Source organism: Gluconobacter sp. DsW_058 (genome assembly GCF_002153615.1).
GTDB lineage: Bacteria > Pseudomonadota > Alphaproteobacteria > Acetobacterales > Acetobacteraceae > Gluconobacter > Gluconobacter cerinus.
Genome location: NZ_JOPH01000005.1, coordinates 326,230 through 351,669, shown reverse-complemented (window position 1 = coordinate 351,669; position 25,440 = coordinate 326,230). Strand labels below are relative to the sequence as shown.

The window sequence follows — 25,440 nt, the reverse complement described above, 5'->3', positions numbered from 1 at the left end:
GCGGCCCGTCTGTTTAGAGGATTTACATCCCGACAGGGTAGTTCGGGCCGCCGCTACCTTCTGGCGTGCACCATTCAATGTTCTGCGTCGGGTCTTTGATATCGCAGGTTTTGCAGTGGACGCAGTTCTGCGCATTGATGCGCAGCGACCAGTCATTGTCTCCACTCTTTTCCTGCTCATACACACCTGCCGGGCAGTAACGGCTTTCCGGCGCGTCAAACACGTCATGATTGACGGTGCGCCAGATGGCTTCGTTGCGCAGTTTCAGATGGACAGGCTGGTTTTCTTCGTGATTTGTCGCACTTAGGAAAACCGAGCTGACACGATCGAAGGTTAGGACATTGTCTGGCTTCGGATAGTCGATCTGCTCGCACAGCGCCGCTGGACGTAGCGTCTCATTGTCTGCGTGCGGATGATGCAGTGTCCAAGGTGCGCGGCCGCGCAGGATCATGCTGTCAATGCCAGCGTAGAGCGCGCCAGCCTTCATGCCCCATTTGGCAAAAGCCGGACGGATATTGCGGACATCGCGCAATTCGGACCAGAGCCAGGAATTGCGGACGCGCTCTGTCAGGCTTGAAGCTTCTGTACGCTCGGTCTGAAGCGCTTCGGCTACAGCCTCGGCGGCCAGCATGCCGGACTTCATGGCGGTATGTGTTCCCTTGATCTTGGGAACATTCAGGAAGCCCGCCGAATCGCCAGCCAAAACACCGCCTGGGAATGTCAGGCGGGGAATGGACTGAAGCCCACCTTCCGAGAGCGCGCGGGCGCCGTAGATCAGGCGCTTTCCACCTTCAAAATGTTCCCGGAATGCCGGGTGCAGCTTCGTACGCTGCATTTCCTCAAAGGGGGAGAGGTAGGTGTTGCTGTAGTCGAGGCCAGTCACGAAGCCGTAGCTGACCAGATTTTCCCCGAAATGATAGAGCCACGCGCCACCGTAGGTGTGGTCGTCCAGTGGCCAGCCAAAGCTGTGCTGGACGAGGCCGGGGCGATGCTTTTCCTTCGGGATTTCCCAGACTTCCTTGATGCCCAGGCCATAAGTCTGTGTATCGACATCCTTGCGCAGGCCGAAACGCTTCATGGCGTGGGCGCTCAGCGAGCCGCGTGCGCCTTCGGTCAGGATTGTCTGTTTGGCACGCAGGATCATGCCGGGCGTGAAGTTGGAGCCATGCGTGCCATCGCGCTCAATGCCCATATCGCCTGTAATGACGCCAGCAACGCGATTGTTCTCAATGAACAGTTCAGCGCCCGCAAAACCGGGGTAGATCTCAACGCCCAGCGCTTCTGCCTGTTCACCCAGCCAGCGACAGACTTCCCCCAGAGACACCACATAATTTCCGTGGTTCGCCATATGGGGCATGACACGATCCAGATAGGGAATCTGAATGGCGCGCTTTTCCGTCAGGAAAAGCATGCGCTCTTCCGTGACTTCCGTATTCAGGGGCGCACCAAGAGAGCGCCAGTCTGGCAGGAGTTCCTCAAGCGAACGCGGTTCGATGACAGCACCCGAGACGATGTGCGCACCGATTTCGCTACCCTTTTCGATCAGGCAGACCGAGGCGTCCGGAGCAATCTGTCGCAGGCGGATTGCCGCGGACAGACCGGCGGGGCCACCACCGACCACCACGACATCGAATTCCATTTCTTCGCGTTCGATCTGGGTCATGATGTCAGGAACTCACTGTAGTCAGATAAAGGGACGGCGCCTCAAGGGCGCCGGGTAAATGTCCAGTAGAAAGGCTGTCGACCTTCCCGGAAGGCTTTGGCCTCATATCGGGTTGGGGACCATCCTTCGGGACGTTCCGTTTCCGGAGGCGGTGCATCAAACAGATCCTGTTTGCCCATCACTTCCGTCACCCATTCCTGATAGACCGGATGATCGCTGGCGACGCGCCAGATTGCTCCAGGTTTCAGAACGCGGTGAACCTCCTTGAGGTTTTCCGGGTGGATGAAACGACGCTTCGCATGGCGTGATTTGGGCCATGGATCCGGAAACATCAGATAAGCCCGATCCAGGCAATTGTCCGGCATATCCTTCAGGAGTTGCCGAGCGTCTTCTGGCCAGATCCGGAAATGAGGCGGAGGCTCGGCTGTCTCGTCCTGTCCTTCTGGGACAAGACGCGACATAAGCGAGCACAAGCCGTTCTCGAAAACTTCAGAAGCAATGTACCCGACATCAGGGTTCATTTCAGACTGGGCAGCGGCATGCTCGCCGCCACCAAATCCGATTTCGAGAAAAACGCGCGATACAGGCGTGGAAAATCCGGCTGTCGGATTTTCAGCAGACGCGAATGTAAAGCGCGGCAGAACGTCTTCGAGAAGGCGCTGCTGCCTGGCCCGGAGCGGATGGCCGCGTTGGCGGCCGTAAAGCCGCTCCGGCTGGGGTTTGAGAGACTGTGTCAGGGTCTTACCTGTTCAGTGCGTTACGGAGGGTGTCGACCAGATCTGTCTTTTCCCACGTGAAGTTGTCCAGAGCCTCATTCGGCACACGACCGAAGTGACCATAGGCAGACGTCGGAACATAGATCGGGCGGTTCAGGCGCAGGTGCTTGCGGATGCCGCGCGGGGACAGGTCCACAACTTCATTGAGGAGCAGACCAAGGCGTGCTTCGTCGATGTCCTTGCCTGTGCCATCGAGGTCCACATAGACCGAAAGCGGCTTGGAGACGCCAATCGCATAGCTGAGCTGGATCGTGCAGCGATCTGCAAGACCAGCAGCAACAACGTTCTTGGCAAGGTAGCGCGCAGCATAGGCAGCCGAGCGGTCAACCTTCGTGGGGTCCTTGCCGGAGAATGCGCCACCACCATGAGGGGCTGCACCGCCGTAGGTGTCCACGATGATCTTGCGGCCGGTCAGGCCTGCATCGCCATCCGGGCCACCGATGACGAAGTTGCCGGTCGGGTTCACATAGAACTCGTCTTCCGGGCAGCTCCAGCCATTCGGCAGAACGTCATTGACCACGCCGCGAAGCGTTTCGCGGATCGTGTTCTGGCTCATGCCTTCAGCGTGCTGCGTGGAAATCACGACAGACGTGACGCCAACCGGCTTGCCATCGACATAACGCAGCGTGACCTGGCTCTTCGCATCCGGAAGAAGGCCAGCGCCGCGGGCGTCGCCGTTCTTGCGGTAGTCGCGGATACGCTCAAGGATCGTCTGGGCGTAAAACAGCGGAGCCGGCATCAGGTTTTCGGTTTCGCGCGTGGCGAAACCAAACATGATGCCCTGATCGCCAGCGCCTTCGTCCTTGTCGCTGCCGCTGTCCACGCCTTGGGCAATGTCAGCAGACTGTGCGTGAAGGTAAGACGTGATGTCAGCCGTCTTCCAGGAGAAGCCAGCCTGGTCGTAGCCGATGTCCTTGATGGCCTCACGGACGCGGTCGATCAGCGTGTCTTCGACGGCCTCGGGGCCACGGACTTCACCGGCCAGAATGACACGGTTCGTGGTGACCAGCGTTTCACAGGCAACGCGGGCTTCCGGATCGGCTTCAAGATAAGCGTCCAGAACTGTGTCGGAGATACGGTCTGCCACCTTATCGGGATGGCCCTCGGAAACAGATTCAGAGGTGAACAGGAAATCGCCGTGATTGCGCACTCAGGGACCTCGCAGGGAATGAGTGGTGAGAAGGGCTGCAGACGTCATGACGAACGGATGCAGCATTCAGGAGAGGCACGGCTTGGCGGAATTGAACGCAGGGGTCAAGGGGCTTAGGAAAACTTGGACATTTTTTCTGTGAAATCCAAAGGGAAGTCTTTGGAAAATCAGGAAAACCGATAGGAATATTCACGTTTTCTCATGGTGCGAAATCAGGGGGAGACGACCGCCTTCGATCTCGATATTGTGGGCCGCAGGTGAGAGCACCGTATTTTCATGAGGCACCAATGGCGTACGTCGTAAGTTTCTTTAGCGGTAAAGTCTGTCTTGTTACGGGTGCCGGGGGCAATATTGGCCTCGCGACGGCACTTCGGCTGGCAGAAATGGGCACGGAAATTGCTCTGCTCGACATGAATCCGGACGCTCTGGCCAAGGCGGAAGCTGCTGTGCGGGAGAAGGGCGTGAAAGCTGCGTCCTACGTCTGTGATGTCACATCCGAGCAGTCAGTGATCGATGTCGTCGGCCGCGTTGTCGAAGAGTTTGGAAAAATCGATTTCCTCTTCAATAATGCCGGATATCAGGGTGCCTTTGCCCCGGTTCAGGATTATCCGTCCGAAGATTTCCCGCGTGTTCTGAACATCAATGTCACAGGCGCCTTCCATGTGATGAAGGCTGTCTCACGGCACATGATCGAGAACGGTTACGGTAGCATCGTGAATACTGCCAGCATGGCAGGTGTAAAAGGACCGCCGAACATGGCGGCTTACGGGGCATCCAAAGGTGCCATCATCGCCCTGACGGAAACTGCAGCCCAGGATCTGGCACCCTACAACATCCGCGTTAACGCCATCAGCCCAGGTTATATGGGCCCTGGTTTCATGTGGGATCGACAGGTGGAACTGCAGGCCAAGGCCAACACGCAGTACTTCTCCACCAATCCTGAAGAAGTTTCTAAGCAGATGATCGGTAGTGTGCCGATGCGTCGTTATGGCGATATCAGCGAAATCCCAGGTGTGGTGGCGTTCCTTCTGGGCGACGACTCCAGCTTTATGACGGGTGTGAACCTCGAAATCTCGGGCGGCTAACCACTAAATACTTCGTCGGAAGGATCAGTCTTTCCGACGAAGAACATCTGCCATGCCGTAAAGGCCAGGAGGCTGATGGGCCAGCCAGCGTGCAGCCATCAGTGCACCGCGCGCGAAAACCCGTCGATCCAGCGCACGATGAGACAGGGTGATCTGTTCATCTGCGGCCATAAAGAGAAGATCATGCTCGCCAATAATCTGCCCTCCACGCAGTGAGGCAAATCCGATAGCGTTATCCGGTCGCGGGCCGTTCTGATCCAGGCGAGCAACATCCTCGAACGCTACGTTTCGTCCTTCAGCAACTGCGCGTCCAATGGCCAGCGCGGTGCCGGACGGTGCATCAACTTTCTGCCGGTGATGAATCTCTACGATTTCTGCATCATAACCTGGTAGCCCTGCGCCAAGCTGCTTCGCGAGCTCCAGAAAAAGCGTCAACGCCGGGGAGAAATTGGCAGCCTGTAAAACCGGAATATGTTTTGCAGCCTCGCTCACGGCAGCCTGGGCCTTAGCGTCAAGGCCGGTCGTTCCCAGAACCCAAGGGCACTTTGCCGCTGTGAAGGCTTCTGCATGGGGTACTGCGGTTGAGGCATGGCTGACGTCGATAATGACGTCGCAGCGTGTCGCTAATTCTGCCGGGTTATTGGTGATGCTGCGTGCTGCATCTGCGTGACGGGACAGCCCGCCAGCCAGGGAGTCTCCCGCTTCTTCAGCGCAGAGAGCGCCCAGACGCCCAGTGATGCCAGCGATACCGATGCGGGGAGAAGTCGTCATAATCCGTGCCTGACCGTCAGAAACTATTGGGCGCAACCTAAGGGATTATTGGCGTGCGTCAAAACGGAGGCGGGCATTTTCGATCTGATCCCGGTGTGTGACAGCCCAGCGTCCGAATGCTTCGGTAATGCTTTGCAGAGAGTGCCCGAGATCGGTCAATTCATAATCCACGCGAGGCGGAGTGGTGGGGGTGACGGTGCGGGCAACCAGCCCATCGCGCTCCAGATTGCGCAATGTCAGCGTGAGCATGCGTTGTGAAATACCTTCGATGGAACGACGGAGTTCACTAAAACGCATGGAGCCGTCTCCCAGCATCCGCACGATCAGGATGCTCCACTTGTCTCCCACACGCGCCAGAATGGCCCGGACAACGGCGCATGTATCGCTCTCATGAGCTTCTGGAGGGGGAAGGGTACTAACATCCATGTGCCTATGATCCCTGAATGTGCCGTCTTGCGGAGGTGAGGAAAAGGTTTCTTATCATATGCTGGTTACGATCAGGAACCGAAAGAGATTACAATGAAACTGCTTCATATCGATTCCAGCATTCTTGGCGGGTATTCCGCAACACGCCAGCTGAGTGTGGCGATTGTGGACCGCTACCGTCAGAAGCATCCGGATCTGGACGTTACATCCCTTGATCTGGCAGCGAACCCGCTTCCTCATCTGGACGGCGAAGCTCTGTCTTTTCTGGGCAAGAACCTTACGGAAGACGCTGCCTCCAACAAGGATCTGGTCGCGGGCGCGAAAGCCCTTTCCGATTTTAAGGAGGCCGACATTCTCGTACTCGGTGTGCCGATGTATAACTTTGGCATTCCGAGCCAGCTCAAGGCATGGATTGATCGCATTGCCATTGCCGGACAGACATTCCGCTATGGTGCGAATGGTGTCGAAGGACTTGCTGGCGGTAAGACCGTGATTCTCGCCGTGGCGCGTGGTGGCATTTATTCGGAAGGCACGCCGCAGGCAGCCTTTGAGCATCAGGTCACTTATCTCAAGGCCGTTCTTGGCTTCCTTGGCGTCACGGACGTGAAGGTCATTGAAGCAGAAGGCCTGGCAGTCAACGGCGGCAATGATCGCCCTCGCATCCTTGCGGAAGCGGAAAGCGTCATCGCCGCCCTCTGACAATTAGTCAGTCACGCCGGTATCCGGTCCGAACGTCTCATAACGCAGACGGTCGGCCGGAATGCCGGCTTTTGAGAGCCCCTGAATCAGGTCACGCATGAACCCTGTCGGGCCGCATAGGTAGCAGGTGGCGTTTTCCGGAATGCGATCAGCGATCCATGCCGCATCCGGGCGCCCGTCAACGGATGTCAGGCGTGTATGAAGCGTAATCGGGCTTTTCGCTTCTTTGGCAAGACTGCTCAGCTTTCCTGAAAACGGTGCGGCCGTTTCAGAATGGGCAATCTGAATAATACTGACCGTTGGTGAGGTTGCCTGCGCTGCCAAAGACTCGATCATCCCGATCATGGGTGTCATTCCAATGCCCGCACAGATGAAGGCGAGGGGTGTGTCGCTCTTTTGGGGAAGGACAAACTCACCTGCTGGCGGTGACAGTCGAACCTGATGGCCCTTGCATTCCGAACTATTGAGCCATGTGGAAACTACACCGTTCGGAACATGGCGTACGCTAATGGTGTAGGAAACGTGGTTAGGGCGCGATGTGATGCTGTAGTTACGTCGGGTCTGCCCATGTCCCGGAACATTTAGGTCCACACCCAGATATTGGCCGGGGATAGCCTGAATGACGGTTTTGCCGTCTGTAGGCTTCAGTTCCAGCGTCGTGACATTGTCGCATTCGCGCGTTGCATTGATGATCGTGAAGTCGCGCCATCCGGTCCAGCCGCCCTCGGCATGTGTGCTGGCGTCATAAAGCTGGCCTTCCCGGCCCATCAGAATGTCAGCCAAAGCCCAGTAAGCACGGCCCCATGCATCCAGAATTGCAGGTGTCGCGGCGTCTCCCAGAACATGTTGAATCGCGCCGATCAGGGCAGTGGCCACATGAGGGTAATGCTCTGGCAGAATTTCCAGGCTGACATGCTTCTGGGCAATGCGCTCAACCGCTCCACCCATCACTCCGAGATTATCGATGTTCCGGGCATAGGCCAGGACGGCCATGGCGAGCGCGCGTGGCTGCGTTCCTTTGGATTGATGGGTCGGATCAAACATCTCAGCAATGGCCGGATCAGCCAGAAGGCGGCGGTACATCTCACTGGTGATGTCGAGACCATGCGCTTCGAGGGCCGGAATGGTCGCCTTGATGGTGGCGATGACGTCTGGCGTGAGGCTGCGGTCGGAAGAGGACATGATGGGTCTTCTTAAAGGTGTATAATAAATATACCTTTAAGCGCGTGACTTCTGACTGTCAATCTGCCAGAGGACTCGTATGCGCCTGACCCTGCATACCGACTATGCCTTGCGGACCCTGCTCTACATCGGGGCACGCCCGACTGTGCGCGTCTCTATCCGCGAAATTGCCGAGGCGTACGGCATCTCTGAAAACCATCTGGTGAAGGTTGTGCATCGTCTGGGGCAGGGGCGTTTCATCACCACCGTACGAGGTCGTGGCGGTGGCCTGACGTTGGGTCGCCCGGCACAGGACATCGGTGTGGGAGAGGTCGTCCGGTTTACGGAAGACGATATGATGCTCGTGGACTGTGAGGGCCGGGCAACAGGAAGCCGTGCCTGTGTTCTGTCTCCTTCCTGCCGCTTGCGTGGCGTGTTGGGAGAGGCGCTTTCCGCATTTCTGGCCGTGCTCGATCACTACACTCTGGCAGATCTTCTTCAGCCTGCGGATCTGGCGAGACTGTTTCCAGAATTAGCCGAACCCCCGTCCAACAATATTGAAAAAAAACTGATTTCCCTGCCGCTCCAGCAGGGTTGAACCGCGTCCTTTGGGTGATCCGTGCAATGTGATTGGAAGAGTCTCCAATCCCGCGCGAAGGTCAGTCGTTACTTCTGGTCATGTGACTGAAGAAAAGGATGTAGTGTTCATGCCTGATGCAAAAATGGCCGAGCAGGTGTCAAAAACTCCCGGATTTATCGCGGCTCTTGATCAAAGCGGCGGATCGACTCCCAAGGCTCTGGCACACTATGGCATCGGGCCGGATGCCTACTCGAACGACGCGGACATGTTCCGTCTGATGCATGAAATGCGCGTTCGCATCATTTCCTCTCCTGCTTTCCAGAGCCACGAGGTCCTTGCCGCAATCCTGTTTGAGAAAACAATGGATGGCACGGTCGACGGCACTCCAGTGCCGTCCCATCTCTGGAAAACCTGTGGAATCGTCCCGTTTCTGAAGATCGATAAAGGTCTCGAAGACGAAAAAGACGGTGTTCAGCTCATGAAGCCCATTCCGGGCCTGGATGAACTGCTGGAACGAGCGGCGAAGCTTGGCATTTACGGTACCAAGGAACGGTCAGTGATCCGTCTGGCCAATCCTGCTGCCATTAAGAGCATTGTTCAGCAGCAGTTCGATATTGCGGCGCAGGTGGCATCGCACGGACTCGTCCCCATCCTTGAGCCGGAAGTCCTGGTGAAGAGCCCGGAAAAGGCTGAGGCTGAAGTGCTCCTCGAAGACGCTGTTCTGAGTGGACTGGAAGCGCTTCCGGGAGATTATCCGGTTATGCTGAAGGTGACGTTGCCTGAAAAGCCGGACCTGTATGCCCGCGTGATGAAGCATCCGCGCATGCAGCGCGTTGTCGCGCTTTCAGGCGGTTATCCTCTCGATGAAGCCTGCCAGAAGCTCAAAGCCAATCATGGCATGATCGCCAGCTTCTCGCGGGCTCTCGTGGATGATCTGCGCGTTTCACAGTCCGATCAGGCGTTCAACGAAACCCTGAGTAAGGTCGTGGACAAGATTTACGACGCTTCTGTTCACAAGATCTGAACAGCGGCTTGAGAGGCGGGTGAGCATACGAAATCCGCGCGCCATTCGCCTCTGATCCAGAAATTTCAGCAATCCAGCTTCGGGCTGGCAAAGGGCTTCCAGTTACTGAAAGCCCATAGGGAAGGCATGCGCCATGAGCACCACCCTCTGGCTAATTCGCCACGGCGAAACAGAATGGACCATCAGCGGCCAGCACACGGGGCGTACGGATATTGCCCTGACGGAAAACGGACGTAAGCAGGCGCGGTCTCTTAAGGGCCGTCTGGAACATCAGAACTTTGATCAGGTGTTCACCAGTCCGCTTCAGCGGGCGCATGAAACCTGTGTTCTTGCCGGGCTGGGCGAGCAGGCTCAGATCGAGCCTGATCTCATGGAATGGAATTATGGCGTGTACGAAGGGCTCACCACGCCGGAAATTTTGAAAGCCGAGCCCGACTGGTCTTTGTGGACGTCTGACGTGGAAAATGGCGAGACGGCTGCCCAGGTTCAGAAACGGGTCAGTGGCTTGCTGGAGCGGCTGACAGCACAGGGAGGAACAATTGCCCTGTTTGCACACGGTCATATTCTTCGCAGCTTGATTGGTGTGTGGATCCATAATGATGTGCGACTTGGAGAAAATCTGGCCCTGGATACGGCATCAGTGTCTGTTCTTGATGTTCATCGAGGCGTACGCGTTTTACGCAGGCTGAATGCCTGATCGGCAAGGATGAGGAGCCAGTGCCGCGTTCCTGCCGGGAGTTTTGTGCAACATAACGTCAGGGCAGACGATAGTGCCTTGGTTGTCATCAAACAGGCTGGCAGTCTCCCGTTCATTAAAGACTCATGGGAGCTGCCAGATGATTATTTCCTCAGCCACTGATTATCGTGAGGCAGCCCGACGCCGTCTGCCGCCTTTTCTGTTCCAGTATATTGATGGCGGTTCCTACGCAGAGCAGACAATGCGGCGGAACATCACAGACCTTGCAGATATTTCCCTACGGCAACGCATCTTGAAAAACGTGTCCGGTTTGACGACCGGGACTGAGTTGTTCGGGCGCAAACTGAATATTCCTGCGGTTCTTGCCCCTGTTGGACTGACGGGCATGTATGCTCGCCGCGGGGAAGTGCAGGCAGCAAGGGCTGCGGCGCGTAAGGGCATTCCTTTCACGTTGTCCACAGTATCGGTGTGCCCCATCGAGGAGGTGCAGGGTAGAAGCCCGGTGCCCATCTGGTTCCAGCTTTATGTTCTCAAAGACAGGGGATTCATGAAGAATGCCCTGGAACGCGCGAAAGCTGCGGGCATTACGACTCTGGTGTTCACCGTAGATATGCCGACGCCGGGTGCGCGTTATCGCGATGCCCATTCGGGAATGTCCGGCTCCCATGCCAACATCCGGCGTTACCTTCAGGCCGTGACACATCCTATATGGGCTTGGGATGTGGGTCTTCGCGGCAGACCGCACGACTTGGGCAATATTTCACGCTATCGCGGAAATCCAACCAAGCTGGAAGATTATATCGGCTGGCTCGCCAATAATTTTGATCCGTCCATTAGCTGGAAAGATCTGGAATGGATCCGCGAGTACTGGGATGGTCCCATGATTATCAAAGGTATTCTCGATCCTGAAGATGCCAAAGATGCTGTCCGTTTCGGTGCGGATGGCATTGTTGTTTCCAATCACGGCGGTCGCCAGCTTGATGGTGTCCTCTCCAGTGCCCGCGCACTCCCGCCGATCGTGGATGCCGTGAAGGGCGACCTGAAAATCCTGGCAGATTCAGGCATTCGATCCGGCCTCGACATCGCCCGGATGGTTGCGATGGGGGCGGATGCTGTTCTGCTGGGGCGCGCCTTCGTCTACGCGCTTGCTGCCGGTGGCCAGAAAGGTGTGGAGAATGTGCTCGACATCATGGAGAAGGAGCTCCGTGTTGCCATGACCCTGACAGGGGCCAGTGCCATATCCGATCTGACACCAGAGAGTCTTGCACGGCTGGCTGCGGAGTGCAGGTGATCTTTTTCAAACTCTGCCGCGTAAACTGAGGCGCTGTTCCAAACGCTATATCGGGGCGTTTTGACCCATCCCGCACCCGTTAAGGGGCAGATTTGATAATTGCGGATTAAAGAAAAAGATCCGCAATTTTAAAAGCTGTAGCAATCAGCCCTGGCTTAGGTTTGTCGTGATCAAAGGTCGCTCTATTCGCGAGCTCAAAGCATGTGCCTCAATGAATGGATACAGAAGAAATGTCCCAATTTTCTGCGAAACGTCACTAGAAGAGTAGCTCTAAAACTGGCGGCTCTCAGACTTGATACGGTTCTGGACTGAAGCCTGATGATCGGTCAGCATTCAGTAACTGCCGCTCGTCGTATGGCGGCGCTTCACGGGCTTTGCTCCACCCGAAAAGGATGATGTTCATGCTGCGCGGTATTGCTCTCACCCTAGTCCTTGTTACGACCACACTCTGTGGGTCCAGTCTCCAGGCTAAGTCACAGAGCCAGAGTAAGGGACGCGTACTGGTCGTTCTTTCCAGCGCAAATGAACTCACATTGCGCAGCGGTCAAAAGTATCCCACGGGCTTCTATCTCAATGAATTCGCAGTCCCGGTAAAAGCCCTGATCCAGGCTGGCTATGAACCCGTATTCGCTGACCCGAAAGGCAATGCTGTGAAGTGGGACGCACACTCTGCATCCCCTCGATATTTTGGAGGCAGTGAGAAAGCTCTACAGGATACGATACAGTTCGTCGAAGGCCTGGACTCACTCAAACATCCCCGCTCTCTCGCTTCGGTCAATGCTGAGGGGATTAATGCCTATGTTGGGATTGTTATTCCCGGTGGCCATGCACCACTAGAGGATCTGATGACCGATCCTGACCTGGGGAAGATCCTGCGTGCTTTCCACTCTGCTGGAAAAACGACTGCTCTGATCTGCCATGGTCCGGTTGCATTGGCGTCCAGCTTGCCAGATGCCAGCGGTTTTCATGACGCACTGATGACCGGCAATATGAATGACATTCGCCAACTGGCAGGAGGGTGGCCGTACGCAGGCTACCGTATGACTGTTTTTTCGATACCAGAAGAGCACTTCGCCGAAACGCATCAACTCAACGGACACGTTTTTTTCTACCCCGCTACCGCGCTGACGGATGCAGGAGCTACTGTTGAGACGGCCAAAGCCTGGACCCCTAACGTCGTGACAGACCGTGAGCTTATCACGGCACAGCAGCCGTTTTCCGATAAGGAATTTAGTGTGGCTTTAATAAAAGCTCTCGATAATCAGACAAAACCACAGGACGTGCCGTCGCTTAAATGACGTCTCCTGACAGCGTTCATGTCTGTGGTTGAAGGTGGAAAACAATAAATCCCGCCGCAGAAGTGCGAGTTAGCAGCAGGGATTTTCCAAAAAAATACCCCTCCGTTTCGGGAGGGGTATTTTAAAATCAGCGACCTTCGAAGAAATCACGGACCTTGGCAAAGAAGCCGCTGTTTTCAGGGCTTGCCTTGGCGTGATCGTCACCCGCTTCTTTCTCGAACTCTTCAAGAAGTTCGCGCTGGCGCTTGGTCAGGTGATGCGGTGTTTCCACCGAGACCTGAATGTACATGTCGCCACGGGCAGAAGACCGCAATACGGAGAATCCCTTGCCGCGCAGGCGGAAGGTTTCACCTGTCTGCGTCCCTGCAGGAATGCGGACGCGGGTGCGGCTTCCGTCAATGACTGGAACCTCAACCTCCGTCCCCAGTGCAGCCTGCGTCATGCGCAGCGGAACGCGGCAGTAGATATTGGCGCCGTCACGCTGGAAGATGTCATGCGACAGGACCGAGACGTGCACATACAGATCGCCGGGCTGCACACCTTCTCCCCCGGCTTCACCGCGGCCTGCCATGCGGATGCGCGTGCCATCCTCAACGCCAGCTGGGATTTCGATCTGAAGGGTCTCAGTCTTTGCCTGCGTGCCTGTGCCCTGACAGACCTTGCACGGATTGCGAACCGTACGGCCTGACCCATGACAGGTGGGGCAGGGACGCTCGACAAGGAAGAAACCCTGCTGCGCGCGGACTTTACCCGCACCGTGGCAGGTAGCGCAGGTCGTGCTGCCACCACCGGCATCCGCGGAGCCAGAACCATGACAGGATTCACAGGCAACGCGCGTGCGGACTTCAACGCTCTTGGTTACGCCGGAGAAGGCTTCGGTCAGACTGATTTCAACCTGAACCTGAACGTCAGCACCTGTACGACGTCCACCGCCACGGCGGCCGCCCATCATGTCTCCGAACATCTGGTCAAAGATGTCCCCAAGACCACCGGCGCCGAAACCACCAAAGCCTCCGCCGCCGCCGCCCATTCCACCCATGCCGCCGTCAAAGGCTGCGTGTCCGTACTGGTCGTAGGCTGCGCGCTTCTGCTCGTCCTTCAGGACGTCATAGGCTTCGTTGATTTCCTTGAATTTCTGCTCGGCTGCATCATCACCAGGGTTACGATCCGGGTGATAACGCATGGCCTGCTTGCGGAAAGCTTTCTTCAGCTCATCTCCGGAAGCAGTACGCGAAACTTCGAGGCTTTCGTAGTAATCGATCTTCGTGGCCATGATCGGTCCTTGTCTGAGGGCCGGAAACAAGAACGGCGCCCACCCCCTTGCGGGAACGGGCGCCCTTCGGAAAACAGGTCAGGTGGGGCGGGAAGCCCCACCTGGGGAAGTCACCCGATCAGTGCTTCTTGCTGTCGTCGACGTCTTCGAAGTCGGCGTCAACAACGTTTTCGTCCTTGGCTTCCGCACCCGCAGCTTCACCACCCTGCTGGGCCTGATCTGCCTGATACATGGCCTGACCAACCTTCATGGCAGCCTGCGTCAGACGCTCGCTTGCGCTCTTCAGCGTTTCGATATTCTCGCCACCCAGAGCTTCACGGGCTGCTGCGATAGCGGCTTCTGCTTCAGACTTGTCAGCCGCCGGAACCTTGTCGCCACCTTCCGTGAGGGACTTTTCGGTCTGGTGGATCATGCTCTCGGTGCTGTTGCGCAGCTCGACCAGCTCGCGCTTGGCCTTGTCAGCGGAAGCGTTGGCTTCAGCTTCCTTGACCATGCGATCAATGTCACCGTCGGACAGACCACCAGAAGCCTGGATCTTGATCTGCTGTTCCTTGTTCGTCGCCTTGTCCTTGGCGGACACGTTGACGATACCGTTGGCATCAATGTCGAACGTAACTTCAATCTGCGGAACGCCACGCGGCGCCGGAGCAATGCCCTGCAGGTCGAAGTTGCCAAGCAGCTTGTTGTCCGCTGCCATCTCACGCTCGCCCTGATAGACCTTGATGGTCACGGCGTTCTGGTTGTCTTCAGCCGTGGAGAAGGTCTGGCTCTTCTTGGTCGGGATCGTCGTGTTGCGGTCGATCAGACGGGTGAACACGCCACCCAGCGTTTCGATACCCAGCGACAGCGGCGTCACGTCGAGGAGCAGAACGTCCTTCACGTCACCCTTCAGGACGGCGCCCTGAACGGCTGCACCGATAGCGACCACTTCGTCAGGGTTGACGTTGCGTGCCGGATCCTTGCCGAAGAATTCCTTAACCGTCTCGATGACCTTCGGCATACGGGTCATGCCGCCAACGAGGATGACTTCGTCAATCTCGCTCGTGGACACGCCAGCATCCTTGATAGCGGAACGGCACGGACCAAGCGTACGCTGAACCAGATCGTCAACCAGGCTTTCCAGCTTGGCACGGGACAGCTTGACCACAAGGTGCTTCGGGCCAGATGCATCAGCCGTGATGAACGGCAGGTTGATCTCGGTTTCCTTGGAGGAGGAAAGCTCGATCTTGGCCTTTTCAGCGGCTTCCTTCAGACGCTGCAGAGCAAGCTTGTCGCCACGCAGGTCGATGCCCTGGTCCTTCTTGAACTCATCAGCCAGGAAGTCGATGACGCGGTTATCAAAGTCTTCACCACCCAGGAACGTATCACCGTTCGTGGACTTCACTTCGATCACGCCGTCAGAGATCTCGAGGATGGAAACGTCGAACGTACCACCACCAAGGTCATACACAGCCACCGTGCCGGAATCGCGCTTGCCAAGGCCATAAGCCAGTGCAGCTGCGGTCGGCTCGTTAATGATACGCAGGACTTCGAGGCCGGCAATCTTGCCAGCGTCACGAGTTGCCTGACGCTGTGCGTCGTTGAAGTAAGCCGGCACCGTGATGACGGCCTGTGTAACCGTTTCACCGAGGTAGGACTCGGCCGTTTCCTTCATCTTGCCAAGAACGAATGCAGCGATCTGGGACGGGGCGTAATCTTCGCCACGGGCGCGAACCCATGCATCGCCGTTGTCGCCCTTGACGATTTCGTAAGGGACCATGCCCTTGTCCTTGGCGACGGTCGGGTCATCGTAACGACGGCCAATCAGACGCTTGACGGCATACAGGGTGTTGGTCGGGTTCGTGACAGCCTGACGCTTCGCGGCCTGTCCAACCAGACGCTCACCGTTTTCGGTGAATGCGACCATGGACGGCGTCGTACGTGCGCCTTCGCTGTTTTCGATAACGCGGGTCTCGTCGCCTTCACGCACTGCAACGCAGGAGTTGGTCGTGCCGAGGTCAATACCGATGACTTTGCTCATAATATGTCCTTTCAGCGGCTCGCATCGGCCCTGTCAGGCACCGGGGCGAGCCCTTGTGACGTAAAATCCGATCCATCAAGGGATCGTGTTTCCGAGACCAGATTTAGGCGGGGCAGCAAAGTGTTTCAAGCCTTGGCGGTAACATCTTTCATGAAAAATATACGTTCGCATCATTCAGGAAACGGTTGTGACTTCCGCTTGGCCACGGAATGGTCCACTTTGAGATAAGTCATGAAAATTAATCTGATATTCCGGGCCACGCCCCTGGCTGCACTTATCTGTCTTGCTGCCTGTGGGCCGATAGGGCCATCCAGGCTTCAGCATGACGAGCTTGAATACTCGCGCGCTCTGGGCGAATCCCAGAAGCACGAGATGCTCCTGAATATCGTTCGCCTGCGCTATGCTGATCCGCCGACGTTTCTGGATACGACGCAGGTTATTGCCGGATATAGCGTATCCAAGAGCGTGAGTGGCGGGTTCTATGCCTATCCTGCCACTGCTGTCGGCAATTATCTCTTCGGAACGGGGACGATGACATCGGGTGAAAGTCCGACCTTCACCTATCAGCCGGTGACGGGGCAGCAATACGCCGAGAATATCGTGCGGCCGATTTCTCCCACTGTTATCATGCCCCTGAGTCTCGGTGGTCTTCCCATTGACACCCTCTTGCGCCTGACAGCGCAGTCGATCGATGGACTGTCCAACGTTCGGGGTTTGGGAGCAGGGCCATTTGGTGGAGGTTCTGTCCGCTTCTATCTTTTGCTGCATGATCTGCGTCAGCTTCAGATCGCAGGCGCGATGACTATCCGCATCACAACCGATGCGCCGCCTCCGACAGATGACAACAATACCAAGAAGAGTTCTTCCAAGCCGGAAAACGGCAACGGCCAAGAGCATTCCTATCTGGTGCTGTCTTCGACATCCGATAGCAGCCTCCTTTCGACGCAGGCGGAAGTGCGTCGCCTCCTGCATCTGGATGCCCAGGCTGAAGAGGCGGAAATTGTTTACGGCCCCTATCCCAAGCATCCTGGGCAGATTGCCATCCTGACGCGCTCGATGCTCGCGATGCTCACGCAGCTTGCTTATGAGGTTGAGGTTCCGGAAGAGGACATCAAGGTCGGCCGGACACCGCCAACGATCGGGCAGGTGGGTATTGAGAACCGGCCGGAAGTTGTCATCCATTCAGGACATAAGGTTCCCGACCGCCGATATGCGGCTGTTGAATATAATGATATGTGGTTCTGGATTGATGAGAAAGACTTCCAGAGCAAGCTCGCCTTTACAATGGTTCAGGTTCTCAGTGCTCTCGCTGCAACCAACCATACAGGTGGCGCAGTGGTCACGATTCCAGCTGGATAATGCTGATATTTGCTGAAATGATCATTTCTCAAATAGTTCTAAGCACATTTTTGTTACCGCAAACACGCCTTTGTTAAAGGATATTCAGAATAACTCTAATGGACCTCGCTGGATAATCGACATACCGTCCCGGGTATTCAGTCTGGGAGGCATCCGGTTATGCCGAATATTAACGGCACGAAGACTCTGACGGAGTGGCTGACGCTGCTTCTGGGGGTCGTTATTCTTCTTGTGGGCCTGATCTTTGTCATCATGGGGGCTGACCTCGCGATGCTGGGTGGCTCTGTTTACTACGTCATTTGTGGGATCGTGCTGGTTGCCAGCGGGGTGTTCATGGTGATGGGTCGCACGCTCGGCGCATTCCTGTACCTCGGCGCCCTGGCCTACACATGGGTCTGGTCCCTGTGGGAAGTCGGGGTTAGCCCGATTGACCTTCTGCCGCGCGCTTTCGGCCCGACCATTCTCGGCATTCTTGTGGTCCTGACCATTCCGGTCCTTCGCCGCCTGGAATCCCGCCGTACACTCAGAGGAGCCGTCTGATGCGTCGGTCTAACCTTCTCGCAACAGCCGCAGGCCTTGCACTCGCCTGTTCACCTCTCGCCGCCCACGCTCAGTTCGCTCCCGCAGGCTCGGGTGGTTCCCCGACCGCCGCAGTTCCTGGTCCAGGCAATGCGAATGAGCCTACTGAGAGCGGTCCTAAAGAGCAGAGCTATTTTGCCGGACCCTCTCCGTATGCCCCGCAGGCTCCGGGCGTAAACGCCGCGAACCTGCCGGATATCGAGTCAATTGATCCGTCAGAAGTGCCTGCCATGGCACCCCAGCAGAGCGCAAACCCTGCTCCTGGAGACTGGGTTGCTTATGGTCGTGATGATCATCAGACGCGTTATTCGCCGCTGTCTGAAATCACGCCTGAGAACGCTGGCAACCTGAAGGTCGCGTTCACCTATCATACGGGCAGCTATCCACGTCCGGGTCAGACCAACAAATGGGCGGCTGAAACCACACCCATCAAGGTGGGTGACGGCCTCTATATGTGTTCGGCCATGAACGACATCATGAAGCTGGACCCGGTGACGGGGAAGCAGATCTGGCGTCGGAATGTGGATGTGAAGTACCACTCCATTCCCTACACGGCAGCCTGCAAGGGCGTGACGTATTTCACGTCGTCCGTCGTGCCTGAAGGGCAGCCCTGTCACAATCGGCTTATCGAAGGCACGCTCGATATGCGCCTGATTGCTGTTGATGCGGCAACAGGTGAGTTCTGTCCTAGCTTTGGTCACAATGGTCAGGTCAATCTGATGCAAGGCCTTGGAGAGTCCGTTCCCGGTTTCGTCTCCATGACCGCTCCTCCGCCAATCATTAACGGTGTTGCGGTCGTGAACCACGAAGTGCTGGACGGTCAGCGTCGCTGGGCACCGTCTGGCGTGATCCGTGGCTACGATGCTGAAACTGGCAAATTCGTCTGGGCCTGGGACGTCAATAACCCGACCGATCACAGCCAGCCTACCGGCAATCGTCATTACAGCCGTGGAACACCAAACTCCTGGGCCACCCTGACCGGTGATAACGAGGAGGGCCTTGTTTACGTACCGACAGGAAACTCTGCAGCTGACTATTATAGCGCCCTGCGAAGCGACGCTGAAAACAAGGTGTCGTCCGCTGTTGTGGCTATTGACGTCAAGACAGGGTCTCCGCGTTGGGTTTTCCAGACGGCCCACAAGGACGTCTGGGATTATGACATCGGTTCCCAGGCAACTTTGATGGATATGCCGGGCCCGGATGGCCAGACGGTTCCTGCTCTCATCATGCCGACCAAGCGTGGTCAGACCTTCGTGCTAGACCGCCGTACAGGCAAGCCAGTTCTGCCGGTCGAAGAACGTCCTGCTCCGTCACCTGGCGTTGTTCCAGGCGACCCGCGTTCTCCGACGCAGCCCTGGTCTGTCGGGATGCCTGCTCTGCGCGTGCCTGATCTGAAAGAGACGGATATGTGGGGCATGTCTCCCATTGATCAGCTCTTCTGCCGGATAAAGTTCCGTCGTGCGAACTACGTTGGTGAATTCACGCCGCCGAGCGTTGATAAGCCATGGATTGAATACCCAGGCTACAATGGTGGCAGTGACTGGGGTTCCATGTCCTATGACGAGAAGAGCGGAATCCTGATCGCGAACTGGAACATCACCCCGATGTACGACCAGCTCGTCACCCGCAAGAAGGCCGACAAGCTTGGTCTGATGCCGATCGACGATCCTAACTTCAAGCCAGGTGGCGGTGGCGCCGAAGGTAATGGTGCCATGGACGGGACGCCATACGGCATCGTCGTGACGCCGTTCTGGGATCAGTACACGGGCATGATGTGCAACCGCCCGCCTTACGGCATGATCACGGCCATCGACATGAAGCACGGTCAGAAGGTGCTCTGGCAGCATCCGCTGGGAACGGCTCGTGCTAATGGTCCATGGGGTCTGCCGACAGGCCTTCCCTGGGAGATCGGAACACCGAACAACGGCGGTTCCGTCGTGACAGGTGGCGGTCTGGTGTTCATCGCCGCGGCTACGGATAACCAGATCCGTGCCATTGACGAACACACCGGCAAGGTCGTGTGGAGCGCAGTGCTCCCGGGTGGCGGTCAGGCCAACCCGATGACCTATGAAGCCAATGGCCATCAGTACGTTGCCATCATGGCAGGTGGTCATCACTTCATGATGACGCCAGTCAGCGATCAGCTCGTGGTTTACGCTTTGCCTGACGCCGTTAAGTAAAGCCGACGACTGTGGCGGATGTGCTGTGCACATTCGCTACACTCCATCGTCAAGGGGGGACTTCTGTGCTAGCAGGGCATGGACGTCTCCCTTTTTCGTTTCTGCCTGTTTTTCATTCTGAAAGCCTCAGGCGCAGACCGATCAGGAAGGCTTCTCGTTCGGATCAAATTTTCAGAATGGCCCGCCGAAACGCTCATGACTGACCGTTCTCCCGTGATCCTCCAGGTCCTTCCTGCACTCAGTACTGGGGGGCTTGAGCGCGGTGCCATCGAAATCGCCGCTGCCATCACTCAGGCAGGCGGGAAAGCCATTGTCGCTTCAAAGCCGGGCCCATTGCTGATCCAGCTGAGGCATGCCGGCGCAGTTCATGTGCCGCTCAACCTGAAATCCAAGTCACCTGTTGCTGTACTGCGCCGGGCCCGTGATCTTCAGAAACTGATCCGCCAGCAGGGGGTGGATCTGGTGCATGCCCGCTCCCGTATTCCTGCATGGGCGGCCTGGCTGGCCTGTCGTCGTGAAGGGATCCCGCTCGTCACGACATGGCATGGTGTTCATGGTGCGGGCTGGTGGGGCAAGAAGCTTTACAATTCTGTTTTGGCCCGTGGCACGCGCGTGATTGCCATTTCGAATTTCATCGCTGGCCGTTTGTCCGGGCAATATGGTGTTCAGTCAGATCGTCTGCGGACCATTCCCCGTGGGGCCGACCCCTCTCTTTTTGACCCGGAAAAGGTCTCCGGCGAGCGCATCCAGCAGCTTGCCGAAGCTTGGTCAGTGCCTCACGGCGCCCGCGTGATCCTGATGCCTGCACGTCTAACGGCGTGGAAAGGGCAGAGAGTCCTGATCGAAGCGCTGAAGTTTCTCAAACAGGTCTCTGTTGCTCCCTGGATCTGTGTTCTGGTTGGCCCGGAAACGGATCATAAATTCGCGCTTTCTCTTGGGCAAAGAATTCAGGAGCTGGGTCTGGAAGACAGGGTTCGCTTCGCAGGGACATGCCAGGACATGCCAGCGGCCTGCGCTTTGGCGGCCGTTGTCGTCGCACCGTCTCTGCGGCCTGAACCCTTCGGGCGAACGCTTGTAGAGGCGCAGATGATGGGCAAACCCGTTATCGGAACGGCACAGGGCGCCATGATGGAGACGGTACTGCCCGGACAGACCGGTCTCGTTATCCCTCCCGATAACCCTCAGGCATTGGCCGAAGCACTTGTCGGCATTTTGTCGGCCGATGATGAAACGCTTGCCTATCTGGCAGAAAATGCCCGTGAGCATGTCTTGCGAAATTATACGATCCGGCAGATGCAGTCGGCGACACTCGGTGTATATGACGAGCTGCTTGGAACGCATCTTCGAGCATCTTTCGACGGACAGACTGATGACAACTGACAAGACGGAAAACGGCAAAGCTACGGCCCACCTGACTGATAAGGCGCAGGCTGCCAAAGAGGCACGCGCAGCTCGCGAAGCCAAGGCGCTCCGGGCCAATCTTCTGCGTCGCAAACAGCAGCAGCGCATCAGGCCCACAGCGCCCACACCGTCTTCCGAAAGCTAAGGCGTCATGAAAATTCGTCTGCCAACGCCATCGCCACAGGAATTGGCGTTGGCGGGCGTTACGGCGCTCTGGGGAGGCACTTTTCTGATCCTGCATCTGGCCATGCAGCATTGCGGACCGATGTTTTTTGTCGGTGTGCGATTTCTGATGGCCGCAGCCATGGTGGCGTGTCTGGCAGGTCGTCACATGACGGGTCTGACACGGAAAGAAGTGCGATCCGGTATTCTGATCGGGATTGCCCTTTCAATCGGGTATGTTCTGCAAAGTGCAGGGTTGCGTGAGGTGACCAGCAGCCGTTCTGCATTCATCACGGCTCTCTATGTGCCGTTGGTGCCATTATTTCAGTGGGCCATCCTGCGTAAGTCCCCGCACATCATGAGCTGGGTCGGAATCGGCCTGGCGTTTGCCGGATTGATTGCGCTGGCAGGGCCGGCAGCCCTGACCCTGACCTTTAGTCATGGTGATTTGCTGACGGTGCTCTCAGCATGCGCCATCGCTGCCGAAATTGTTTTGATCAGCCTGTTTGCCCAAGGCGTGGACAGTCGTAGAATCACAGTCTGTCAGCTTGTTGGAGGCGGCCTTTTTGCACTTTTGCTCATGCCGGTCGCCGGGGAGCATGTGCCAACGTTTTCATGGATCTGGGTTGTCTGTGCTGCAGCTCTCGGAAGCCTGAGTGCTCTGGTACAACTCGTGATGAACTGGGCTCAGAAGTCCGTCCCACCTTCAAAAGCTGCTGTGATTTATGCAGGAGAGCCTGTCTGGGGTGGGCTGGTCGGTTGGCTGGCGGGCGATCAGCTGCAGGCCACCACGCTTCTTGGGGCTGCTTTGATTGTCTGTGGTGTTCTTGCCAGTGAGATGAGACCGCGCTGGCTTGTCAAAAGGCAACAGCACCTCACGGAAAATGGCTAAACCGACACATTGCGTGATCGGGCGGCTGTCGGTAGAGCAGATCGATCCCCCCGTGTAGGAGTTAATGCGTCCATGCCAATCATGCCTGATACCTGGATCCGCCAGATGGCCAAAGAACACGGCATGATTGAACCGTTTGTGGAAAACCAGAAGCGGGAAGGCGTTATTTCCTATGGTCTGTCGTCATACGGCTATGACGCGCGTGTCGCGGAAGACTTCAAAATCTTTACCGATGTGGACAGTGCCGTCGTCGATCCAAAGAACTTCGCCGCGAACAGCTTCGTGACACGGACGGGTGACATCACGATTCCCCCAAACAGCTTCGCACTGGCGCACACGATCGAATATTTCCGTATTCCGCGGGACACATTGGTCGTCTGCCTTGGCAAGTCCACCTATGCGCGCTGCGGTATCATCGTGAATGTGACGCCGCTTGAGCCGGAGTGGGAAGGGCAGGTCACCATCGAAATCAGTAACACGACGCCGCTGCCTGCGCGCATCTATGCGAACGAAGGCATCTGCCAGTTTCTGTTCTTCCAGGGCGCCAGCCCTTGCGAAGTCAGCTACGCGGATCGTGCCGGTAAATACATGCGCCAGTCCGGCGTAACCACGCCTCGGCTGTAAGGAGCGCATCACTCATGGACCGTTTCATTATTCGTGGTGGCCATCGCCTGACGGGCGAAATCGAGATCGGGGGCGCAAAGAACTCCGGCCTCAAGCTCATGGTCGCAGGCCTGCTGACCTCTGATCGTCTGGTACTGTCCAACGTTCCGCAGATTGCCGACATCAAGACGATGCGCGATCTTCTCAAGGGGCTGGGCATCGCCGTCGAGGCTGTGGGTGAGCGCACCCTCTCTATCGGAGGCGAAATCGGATCGGTGGAAGCCCCGTACGACATCGTTTCCAAGATGCGTGCTTCCATTCTTGTTCTTGGCCCGCTTCTGGCGCGTGCCCGTGAAGCCAAGGTTTCGCTGCCGGGTGGCTGCGCTATTGGCACGCGCCCTGTGGACATGCACCTCAAAGGTCTTGAAGCTCTGGGTGCTGAAATTCGTCTTGAGAACGGATACATCAATGCCCGTGCGCCCGAAGGCCTGAAGGGCGACCGGATTATCCTGCCGTTCGCCAGTGTTGGTGCGACGGAAAATCTGCTGATGGCGTCCACGCTCGCCAAAGGCCGTACCGAAATCGTCAACGCAGCGCGTGAGCCCGAAATCAGCGATCTGGTGCACTGTCTCAACGCGATGGGCGCACAGATTACGGGCGAAGGTTCCGGTACACTGATCATTGAAGGCGTAGAGCGCCTGCATGGTGCCAACTATGCGGTCATGCCAGATCGTATCGAGTGCGGCACCTATGCTTGCGCTGCGGGCATCACGGGCGGTGACCTTCTGCTCGTCGGTGGTCGTGCCGATGATCTGGGGGCTGTAATCCGAACCCTGCAGGAAACCGGTGTTGAAGTTGAGGAAGATCCGCGTGGTCTGCGTGTCCGTCGCACGGGCAAGCTGACAGGCGTGGACATCATGACGGAGCCATATCCGGGTTTCCCGACGGACATGCAGGCCCAGTTCATGGCGATGCTCTCTGTTGCGGATGGTGCATCCATGATTACCGAGACGATTTTCGAAAATCGTTTCATGCATGTTCCTGAGCTGAACCGGATGGGTGCGCGCATCAATCCGCATGGTCGCTCGGCAATTATCCGTGGCGTTCCGAAGCTGTCCGGTGCCCCGGTCATGGCAACTGATCTTCGGGCGTCTTTCTCGCTCATCCTGGCTGGACTTGCTGCTGAAGGCGAGACGCAGCTCAGCCGGATTTACCATCTGGATCGTGGGTATGAGGGCGTAGATCGCAAGCTCGCAGCATGTGGTGCTGATATCGAACGCGTTTCAGACTGAAGACTGTTCAGGCTTCTTTTGAGACAAGCGGTGAGCCATTTCGGCTCACCGCTTTTTTTATGTCTCGTGCATCTGAAGCCATCCGTTATGAAACGCTTCCTCTCTGTCGGGCGTAATAAGTCAAACCCGAAAAGTCTTCCTTAGGCATTTGATAAATCCCCAAGGGATTGAATGCGGCAGAGTCAGGAGAAGCAGAGAATGACGATTCCGACAGTCACGCTCAATGACGGCACAACCATTCCGGCGATTACGTTCGGAACCTATAAGCTCAATGGCGCTGCGGGCGTTGAAGCCATGAACAGTGCCCTCAACGTGGGCTATGACGCTCTGGACAGTGCGTTCAATTATGAGAATGAAGGGGCAGTTGGGCGCGCCGTGCGTGAGAGCGGCCGCCCCCGGGAAGAACTGCGCGTCGCCTCAAAGCTACCAGGCCGCCATCATGACTATGATGCTGCGCTGATAACGATCGAGGAGTCCCTCTATCGCACACAGCTTGATTACTTTGACCTGTATTACATTCACTGGCCTAACCCGAAGCAGGGTAAGTACGTTGAAGCCTGGAAAGCCCTGATTGAGGCAAAGAAGCGCGGCTATATCCGATCAATTGCTGTATGCAATTTTCTGCCAGAACATCTTGAGCGGCTGAAAGCTGAAACAGGCGTCCTTCCGTCGATCAACCAGATTGAACTGCATCCCTATTTCCCGCAGGACGAGATGCGGAAGTGGAATGATGATCACGGGATCATTACGCAGGCCTGGAGCCCCTTGGGGCGCGCAAGTGACCTTCTGACAAATCCGCTGTTGAAAACAATTGCTGAGCGGTTAGGCAAGGAAGTCGGGCAGGTTATTCTCCGCTGGCATCATCAGCTTGGTTCTGTGCCCATTCCCAAGTCTGCCACGCCTGAGCGGCAGATTAAGAACAGGTCCATTTTCGACTTTGCCCTGACAGAAGACGATATGACGAAAATTGCCTCTCTGGCGCGTGCGGATGGGCGTCTCGCCGATCAGGATCCCGCCACTTACGAGGAATTTTGACGTTTGAAGGGCTTCCTGCAGCG

24 protein-coding genes are annotated in these 25,440 nt (G+C 56.8%); 16 read left to right on the top strand and 8 right to left on the bottom strand.

What is annotated here, in order from left to right; translation table 11 throughout:
• Positions 1–22: 22 nt before the first annotated feature.
• From HK24_RS05015 to metK, 3 genes are read right to left on the bottom strand one after another with little or no spacing between them, the layout of a single operon-like run.
• Positions 23–1,663: an electron transfer flavoprotein-ubiquinone oxidoreductase gene (locus HK24_RS05015; RefSeq protein ID WP_064275661.1), complete on the bottom strand. Its 1,641-nt coding sequence runs from the start codon at positions 1,661–1,663 to the stop codon at positions 23–25.
• Positions 1,664–1,704: 41 nt separating this feature from the next.
• Positions 1,705–2,400 (bottom strand): tRNA (guanosine(46)-N(7))-methyltransferase TrmB, encoded by a 696-nt coding sequence (locus HK24_RS05010; RefSeq protein WP_080951434.1) that lies wholly within the window; start codon positions 2,398–2,400, stop codon positions 1,705–1,707.
• Positions 2,401–2,404: 4 nt separating this feature from the next.
• Positions 2,405–3,589, bottom strand: coding sequence for a methionine adenosyltransferase (metK, locus tag HK24_RS05005; protein WP_064275660.1), 1,185 nt, complete (start codon positions 3,587–3,589; stop codon positions 2,405–2,407).
• Between the two features lie 287 nt (positions 3,590–3,876).
• On the opposite strand from metK, the gene HK24_RS05000 reads away from it, so the two are divergent.
• Positions 3,877–4,674: an SDR family NAD(P)-dependent oxidoreductase gene (locus HK24_RS05000; RefSeq protein WP_064275659.1), complete on the top strand. Its 798-nt coding sequence runs from the start codon at positions 3,877–3,879 to the stop codon at positions 4,672–4,674.
• Positions 4,675–4,698: 24 nt separating this feature from the next.
• On the opposite strand, the gene dapB is transcribed toward HK24_RS05000, so the two are convergent.
• Together dapB and HK24_RS04990 are read right to left on the bottom strand one after the other, a co-directional pair.
• Positions 4,699–5,445, bottom strand: coding sequence for a 4-hydroxy-tetrahydrodipicolinate reductase (gene dapB / locus HK24_RS04995; protein WP_198942058.1), 747 nt, complete (start codon positions 5,443–5,445; stop codon positions 4,699–4,701).
• 45 nt (positions 5,446–5,490) lie between these two features.
• The gene (locus tag HK24_RS04990) at positions 5,491–5,871 is read right to left on the bottom strand and encodes a helix-turn-helix domain-containing protein (RefSeq protein WP_064275657.1); all 381 of its coding nucleotides are present in this window, start codon (positions 5,869–5,871) and stop codon (positions 5,491–5,493) included.
• Between the two features lie 93 nt (positions 5,872–5,964).
• Between HK24_RS04990 and HK24_RS04985 the strand changes: the two genes are divergently transcribed.
• A complete protein-coding gene (locus HK24_RS04985) occupies positions 5,965–6,570 on the top strand; it encodes an FMN-dependent NADH-azoreductase (RefSeq protein ID WP_086633549.1) in 606 nt (201 codons plus the stop codon).
• Between the two features lie 3 nt (positions 6,571–6,573).
• Here the strand turns inward: HK24_RS04985 and HK24_RS04980 are convergent, their stop codons facing one another.
• On the bottom strand, positions 6,574–7,752 hold the full coding sequence (locus HK24_RS04980; RefSeq protein ID WP_086633548.1) for a globin domain-containing protein: 1,179 nt from the start codon (positions 7,750–7,752) through the stop codon (positions 6,574–6,576).
• Positions 7,753–7,831: 79 nt separating this feature from the next.
• On the opposite strand from HK24_RS04980, the gene HK24_RS04975 reads away from it, so the two are divergent.
• The 5 genes from HK24_RS04975 (at position 7,832) to HK24_RS04955 (ending at position 12,621) form a co-directional block, all read left to right on the top strand.
• On the top strand, positions 7,832–8,329 hold the full coding sequence (locus tag HK24_RS04975) for an Rrf2 family transcriptional regulator (protein ID WP_086633547.1): 498 nt from the start codon (positions 7,832–7,834) through the stop codon (positions 8,327–8,329).
• Between the two features lie 109 nt (positions 8,330–8,438).
• Positions 8,439–9,335, top strand: a complete 897-nt coding sequence (locus HK24_RS04970) for a fructose bisphosphate aldolase (RefSeq protein ID WP_086633546.1) — start codon at positions 8,439–8,441, stop codon at positions 9,333–9,335.
• A gap of 133 nt (positions 9,336–9,468) precedes the next feature.
• The gene (locus tag HK24_RS04965; RefSeq protein WP_086633545.1) at positions 9,469–10,032 is read left to right on the top strand and encodes a histidine phosphatase family protein; all 564 of its coding nucleotides are present in this window, start codon (positions 9,469–9,471) and stop codon (positions 10,030–10,032) included.
• 139 nt (positions 10,033–10,171) lie between these two features.
• Positions 10,172–11,323, top strand: coding sequence for an FMN-dependent L-lactate dehydrogenase LldD (gene lldD, locus HK24_RS04960; RefSeq protein ID WP_086633544.1), 1,152 nt, complete (start codon positions 10,172–10,174; stop codon positions 11,321–11,323).
• Between the two features lie 401 nt (positions 11,324–11,724).
• Complete coding sequence (locus tag HK24_RS04955) at positions 11,725–12,621, top strand: type 1 glutamine amidotransferase domain-containing protein (protein ID WP_233126114.1); 897 nt, start codon at positions 11,725–11,727, stop codon at positions 12,619–12,621.
• Positions 12,622–12,748: 127 nt separating this feature from the next.
• On the opposite strand, the gene dnaJ is transcribed toward HK24_RS04955, so the two are convergent.
• The gene (gene dnaJ / locus HK24_RS04950; RefSeq protein WP_086633542.1) at positions 12,749–13,894 is read right to left on the bottom strand and encodes a molecular chaperone DnaJ; all 1,146 of its coding nucleotides are present in this window, start codon (positions 13,892–13,894) and stop codon (positions 12,749–12,751) included.
• A 118-nt stretch (positions 13,895–14,012) separates the two neighbouring features.
• Positions 14,013–15,914, bottom strand: a complete 1,902-nt coding sequence (gene dnaK, locus HK24_RS04945; protein WP_086633541.1) for a molecular chaperone DnaK — start codon at positions 15,912–15,914, stop codon at positions 14,013–14,015.
• A gap of 231 nt (positions 15,915–16,145) precedes the next feature.
• Here dnaK and HK24_RS04940 point away from each other — a divergent pair, with 231 nt between their 5' ends.
• From HK24_RS04940 to HK24_RS04905, 9 genes are all read left to right on the top strand, one after another.
• Positions 16,146–17,273: a hypothetical protein gene (locus HK24_RS04940; RefSeq protein ID WP_198942057.1), complete on the top strand. Its 1,128-nt coding sequence runs from the start codon at positions 16,146–16,148 to the stop codon at positions 17,271–17,273.
• A 159-nt stretch (positions 17,274–17,432) separates the two neighbouring features.
• Positions 17,433–17,813 (top strand): glycerol dehydrogenase, encoded by a 381-nt coding sequence (locus HK24_RS04935; protein WP_086633540.1) that lies wholly within the window; start codon positions 17,433–17,435, stop codon positions 17,811–17,813.
• A complete protein-coding gene (locus HK24_RS04930; RefSeq protein ID WP_086633539.1) occupies positions 17,813–20,032 on the top strand; it encodes a pyrroloquinoline quinone-dependent dehydrogenase in 2,220 nt (739 codons plus the stop codon). The genes HK24_RS04935 and HK24_RS04930 overlap by 1 nt, the downstream gene beginning before the upstream one ends.
• Before the next feature lie 195 nt (positions 20,033–20,227).
• Positions 20,228–21,412, top strand: a complete 1,185-nt coding sequence (locus tag HK24_RS04925) for a glycosyltransferase family 4 protein (protein WP_086633598.1) — start codon at positions 20,228–20,230, stop codon at positions 21,410–21,412.
• The gene (locus tag HK24_RS13685) at positions 21,402–21,578 is read left to right on the top strand and encodes a hypothetical protein (RefSeq protein WP_198150547.1); all 177 of its coding nucleotides are present in this window, start codon (positions 21,402–21,404) and stop codon (positions 21,576–21,578) included. The genes HK24_RS04925 and HK24_RS13685 overlap by 11 nt, the downstream gene beginning before the upstream one ends.
• A gap of 6 nt (positions 21,579–21,584) precedes the next feature.
• The gene (locus HK24_RS04920) at positions 21,585–22,487 is read left to right on the top strand and encodes a DMT family transporter (protein ID WP_086633538.1); all 903 of its coding nucleotides are present in this window, start codon (positions 21,585–21,587) and stop codon (positions 22,485–22,487) included.
• Positions 22,488–22,559: 72 nt separating this feature from the next.
• Positions 22,560–23,111: a dCTP deaminase gene (gene dcd / locus HK24_RS04915; RefSeq protein WP_064275649.1), complete on the top strand. Its 552-nt coding sequence runs from the start codon at positions 22,560–22,562 to the stop codon at positions 23,109–23,111.
• 14 nt (positions 23,112–23,125) lie between these two features.
• Complete coding sequence (gene murA / locus HK24_RS04910; RefSeq protein ID WP_046900589.1) at positions 23,126–24,382, top strand: UDP-N-acetylglucosamine 1-carboxyvinyltransferase; 1,257 nt, start codon at positions 23,126–23,128, stop codon at positions 24,380–24,382.
• Between the two features lie 198 nt (positions 24,383–24,580).
• A complete protein-coding gene (locus tag HK24_RS04905) occupies positions 24,581–25,417 on the top strand; it encodes an aldo/keto reductase (RefSeq protein WP_086633537.1) in 837 nt (278 codons plus the stop codon).
• Positions 25,418–25,440: the final 23 nt, after the last annotated feature.

Coding starts and splice junctions, on each gene's coding strand:
- HK24_RS05015 (WP_064275661.1), bottom strand. CDS start 1,663: ATGACCCAGATCGAACGCGAAGAAATGGAATTCGATGTCGTGGTGGTC.
- HK24_RS05000 (WP_064275659.1), top strand. CDS start 3,877: ATGGCGTACGTCGTAAGTTTCTTTAGCGGTAAAGTCTGTCTTGTTACG.
- dapB (WP_198942058.1), bottom strand. CDS start 5,445: ATGACGACTTCTCCCCGCATCGGTATCGCTGGCATCACTGGGCGTCTG.
- HK24_RS04990 (WP_064275657.1), bottom strand. CDS start 5,871: ATGGATGTTAGTACCCTTCCCCCTCCAGAAGCTCATGAGAGCGATACA.
- HK24_RS04985 (WP_086633549.1), top strand. CDS start 5,965: ATGAAACTGCTTCATATCGATTCCAGCATTCTTGGCGGGTATTCCGCA.
- HK24_RS04980 (WP_086633548.1), bottom strand. CDS start 7,752: ATGTCCTCTTCCGACCGCAGCCTCACGCCAGACGTCATCGCCACCATC.
- HK24_RS04975 (WP_086633547.1), top strand. CDS start 7,832: ATGCGCCTGACCCTGCATACCGACTATGCCTTGCGGACCCTGCTCTAC.
- HK24_RS04970 (WP_086633546.1), top strand. CDS start 8,439: ATGCCTGATGCAAAAATGGCCGAGCAGGTGTCAAAAACTCCCGGATTT.
- HK24_RS04965 (WP_086633545.1), top strand. CDS start 9,469: ATGAGCACCACCCTCTGGCTAATTCGCCACGGCGAAACAGAATGGACC.
- lldD (WP_086633544.1), top strand. CDS start 10,172: ATGATTATTTCCTCAGCCACTGATTATCGTGAGGCAGCCCGACGCCGT.
- HK24_RS04955 (WP_233126114.1), top strand. CDS start 11,725: ATGCTGCGCGGTATTGCTCTCACCCTAGTCCTTGTTACGACCACACTC.
- dnaJ (WP_086633542.1), bottom strand. CDS start 13,894: ATGGCCACGAAGATCGATTACTACGAAAGCCTCGAAGTTTCGCGTACT.
- dnaK (WP_086633541.1), bottom strand. CDS start 15,914: ATGAGCAAAGTCATCGGTATTGACCTCGGCACGACCAACTCCTGCGTT.
- HK24_RS04940 (WP_198942057.1), top strand. CDS start 16,146: ATGAAAATTAATCTGATATTCCGGGCCACGCCCCTGGCTGCACTTATC.
- HK24_RS04935 (WP_086633540.1), top strand. CDS start 17,433: ATGCCGAATATTAACGGCACGAAGACTCTGACGGAGTGGCTGACGCTG.
- HK24_RS04930 (WP_086633539.1), top strand. CDS start 17,813: ATGCGTCGGTCTAACCTTCTCGCAACAGCCGCAGGCCTTGCACTCGCC.
- HK24_RS04925 (WP_086633598.1), top strand. CDS start 20,228: ATGACTGACCGTTCTCCCGTGATCCTCCAGGTCCTTCCTGCACTCAGT.
- HK24_RS13685 (WP_198150547.1), top strand. CDS start 21,402: ATGACAACTGACAAGACGGAAAACGGCAAAGCTACGGCCCACCTGACT.
- HK24_RS04920 (WP_086633538.1), top strand. CDS start 21,585: ATGAAAATTCGTCTGCCAACGCCATCGCCACAGGAATTGGCGTTGGCG.
- dcd (WP_064275649.1), top strand. CDS start 22,560: ATGCCAATCATGCCTGATACCTGGATCCGCCAGATGGCCAAAGAACAC.
- murA (WP_046900589.1), top strand. CDS start 23,126: ATGGACCGTTTCATTATTCGTGGTGGCCATCGCCTGACGGGCGAAATC.
- HK24_RS04905 (WP_086633537.1), top strand. CDS start 24,581: ATGACGATTCCGACAGTCACGCTCAATGACGGCACAACCATTCCGGCG.